A 3,302-nucleotide genomic window follows, 5' to 3' on the forward strand; every position below is an offset into this window, starting at 1 on the left:
AGCACGCCGTTTCCGGCGCGCCCTACGCGCTGGCCGCGGCGGGCGGACGCCTCTACGCGGCCGGCAGCTTCACCGCGATCGACGGGTACGCGCGCGGCAACCTGGCCGCCTTCTCACTGGCCACCGACGCGCTGGAGGGCTGGCGGCCGAACGCGGACGACTCGGTGCACGCGCTCGCGATCCACGGCTCGCGGATCTACCTCGGCGGCAGCTTCCACCAGGTCAACGGCGTGAGGCGGACCCTGCGGATCGCCGCGGTGACCGCCGGCGGCACCGTCGACACCGGCTTCCGGCCGACCTCCACGGCACAGGTCAACACGCTGGTCGCGGACGACACCGGCGTCTACGGCGTGACCGGCGGGCAGGGCGGCCGGGCGCTCGCCTGGACGGCCGGCGGGAGCCTGCGCTGGCAGCGCGTCTTCGACGGGGACGCGGTGGCGCTCACCCGGCTCGGCGGCGTCACGTACGTCGGTGGGCATTTCGACCGGGCGTGCCTGACACCCGCCAACGGCGCCCAGGGGACCTGCACCGGCGGATCGGTGCCACGGGTCAAGCTGGCGGCGATCGACGCGACCGGCAAGCTGACCTCGTGGGCGCCGCAGGCCAACGGCGTGATCGGGGTGCGCGCGATGACGGTCTCCGGCGCTTCGCTGGCCGCCGGTGGGGACTTCACGACCGTCGGCGGCCGCCCTCGGAAGAGGCTTGCGCTCTTCTGACGATCTGCCAATAGCGTGCCGGGGTCAGGCGGGCCAGCAGGTCACCCAGCCTGGCCTCGCGGGTGATCACCAGCCGGGGGCGGCGCTCCTGGACGGCCCGGACGATGAGCCGTGCCGCCTCCTCCGGCGGCAGCTTGAGCGCCGTTTCGGTGAACGTCTCCGCCTGTCTCGACAGGACGCCGTCCGGGTCCGGGCCGCTGATCCGGGCGCTGAGTGCGATGTTCGTGCGGATGCCGCCCGGGTGCACGACGGTCACCCCGACGTCGCGGCCGGCCAGCTCGTGGCGCAGCGCCTCGGAGAAGCCGCGGACGGCGAACTTGCTGGTCGCGTACGCCACCTGCCCGGCCGGGGCGACCAGACCGAAGAGGCTGGACACGTTCACGATGTGCGAGCCGGGCCGGGCGAGCAGCTGCGGCAGGAACGCCTTGGTCATCCGCAGCACGGCCATCAGGTTGATCTCCAGCAGCCACTCGACGTCGGCCATCGCGTTCTGCTCTAAGGTGCCGATCAGGGTCACGCCCGCGTTGTTGACCAGCAGGTCGGCGCCGCCGTGCTGCGCCCGGACCGCCTCCGCCAGGTCGAGCCGGCTCCGTCCGTCGGCCAGGTCGATCACGTACGTGTGCACCTCGGCGGCGTCCTTGGTGAGGGCGCGGACCTGCTCCAGGCCCTGCTCGTCCCGGTCGATCAGCACCAGGACGGCCTTGCGCCGGGCCAGCTCCAGCGCCAGCGCGGCGCCGATCCCGCCGGCCGCGCCGGTGATCACGCACGTCTTCCCCGCGAACGCGAAGCGCCTCATCGGCTCATTATCGACCGTTCGCGACCAGCGGGATCAGCTCGGCCAGCGTCGTGATCCGGAAATCGCCCTCCAGCCCCCGCAAGGCCGCCGTGTGCGCTCCGGCCGCCCGCGCCGCGACCAGTCCCACGTCGGCGTCCTCGACCACAAGGCAACGTCCCGGGGGTACGCGCAGCAGCTCGGCCGCCGTCAGATAGCCCTCGGGGTCGGGCTTGCCGGCCGCGATGTCATCGGTCGTGACCAGCACGCGCGGGGTGATGCCGGCGGCGCCGAGGCGGGCCCGGGCCAGCCGGGTGTCGGCACTCGTGACGACCGCCCAGGGCACGTGATGCTCATCGAGGGCGGCGAGCAGATCGTGTGCGCCGGCGGTGGCGGTGACGTCGGAGAGGTCGTCGTACTGCAGCTCGAGCTGCCGGGCGACCGCGACCATCGTGGCGGCCTCGTCGAGGTGCGGCAGGAGCCGCCGGACGGTGGGTTCGCTCGGGCTGCCGTGCGCCATCTCGATCGCTTCCCGGGCATCGACGCCGTGCTCGGCGGCCCAGCTGGTCCAGGCCCGCTCGACGGCGCCGTCGGAGCTCACCAGAGTCCCGTCCATGTCGAACAAGACGGCCGCAATGTCCAGATCCGCCACTTACCGCCTCCAGGGCCAGCACAGTCGTCATCGCCAGTCTCGCGATCAAGTCTGCGATCCGCTGCCGGATCCCAGGAGGGAAAGCGGATATGACGAACGACACGACGCGGCGTCACGCTTCGGCCCCACCCGGTTTCGGGTGGGGCCTGCGTTGGGCGGTCAGGGTGTGTTGCGGCGAGTCCGCGTGGACGCTCCGGCCTTTGCGGCGGTCGTGCGCGCGGCGGTGCGAGCCGCCGTGCTGGTGCCCGGGTCTGCGGCCGCCTTCCGAGCCGTGCTGCGTCCGGTCGTGGTGGCCGCCGCCTTGCGGGCGGTTCCGCGCGCCGCGGTGGAGGTCGCAGCGGTGGAGGCCGCAGCGGTCTTGCGGGCACTCGTCGTGCCGGTCTTGCGGGCCGTTGTAGCGGCGCCGGCGGCAGTCTTGCGGGCCGCGGTTCGCACTGCCGTGGCGGTGCCGGCATCGACCTTCTCCGGGGCCGGGTCCGACGATCCCGTGGAGGCCTGGCCGGCGTTCGCGGACTGTGTCGCTTTTCCCGCCTCCGTTGCGGGCTGCGCCGTCTTGCCGGCGGTAGCGGTTGCCCGGTCGCGTTCCTTCTCGCGGCGCACGAGATCGGCGAGCACCGACTTGTCGTACTTCTCCTCGGCCGCCGAAGCCTTGGCAGACGCCTTCTCGACCCTGGCGACTGCCTTCTTGCGCTGGCTGGTCAACCGGGACCGTTCCTTCGCCGCGCTCTTCAGCACACGCTTGAGCCGGGCCGCTTCGGCCTCGGCGTTGCGCAGCGCGCGGGTCTGCGTCTTGGTCAGGTCGGCGTTCGTTCGCAGCCGGTTGTCCAGCTCGGTGACGCCCGCCTTGGCCTGGTCCGCGGCATTCGCGGCGGCGGCAGCCTTCTCGCGACGGCGGTCGAGCGCCCCGGTGGATCCCTTGTCGGCGGGTGCGGTCACGGTCATCACTCCTCTCGCTTCCACCCATTGCCGTACCCGACCCGGCCTCGGGTGAACCATCGCAGCCCTCACCGCCTCTCCGCGGCGACCTCCGGCCCGGGCAGAATCGGGCGGCCACTCAAGTAGCGGGCGGGCCGCTCGTCGCTGCCTCTTCCGGCGTCAGGCCAGCCGGCGGCTCGGCGTCGGCGGCGGTTGCGGCCGGCGGCGCGGGAGAGGTGGGGCCTTC

3 protein-coding genes and 1 pseudogene are annotated in these 3,302 nt (G+C 73.0%); 1 reads left to right on the forward strand and 3 read right to left on the reverse strand.

Annotation, left to right across the window (positions count from 1 at the left end):
* Positions 1-716: pseudogene (locus AB0M20_RS33940) on the forward strand (hypothetical protein); the annotation flags it as partial.
* Here AB0M20_RS33940 and AB0M20_RS33945 read toward each other — a convergent pair.
* From AB0M20_RS33945 to AB0M20_RS33955, 3 genes are all read right to left on the reverse strand, one after another.
* Complete coding sequence (locus AB0M20_RS33945; protein ID WP_364304432.1) at positions 670-1,512, reverse strand: SDR family NAD(P)-dependent oxidoreductase; 843 nt, start codon at positions 1,510-1,512, stop codon at positions 670-672. The pseudogene AB0M20_RS33940 and the gene AB0M20_RS33945 sit on opposite strands and share 47 nt — an antisense overlap.
* A gap of 7 nt (positions 1,513-1,519) precedes the next feature.
* On the reverse strand, positions 1,520-2,140 hold the full coding sequence (locus AB0M20_RS33950) for an HAD-IA family hydrolase (protein WP_364304433.1): 621 nt from the start codon (positions 2,138-2,140) through the stop codon (positions 1,520-1,522).
* Positions 2,141-2,299: 159 nt separating this feature from the next.
* Positions 2,300-3,076 carry a hypothetical protein gene (locus tag AB0M20_RS33955; protein WP_364304434.1) on the reverse strand — a complete coding sequence of 259 codons (777 nt, stop codon included), beginning with the start codon at positions 3,074-3,076 and terminating at the stop codon, positions 2,300-2,302.
* Positions 3,077-3,302: the final 226 nt, after the last annotated feature.

Source organism: Actinoplanes sp. NPDC051633, from assembly GCF_040681735.1.
GTDB lineage: Bacteria > Actinomycetota > Actinomycetes > Mycobacteriales > Micromonosporaceae > Actinoplanes.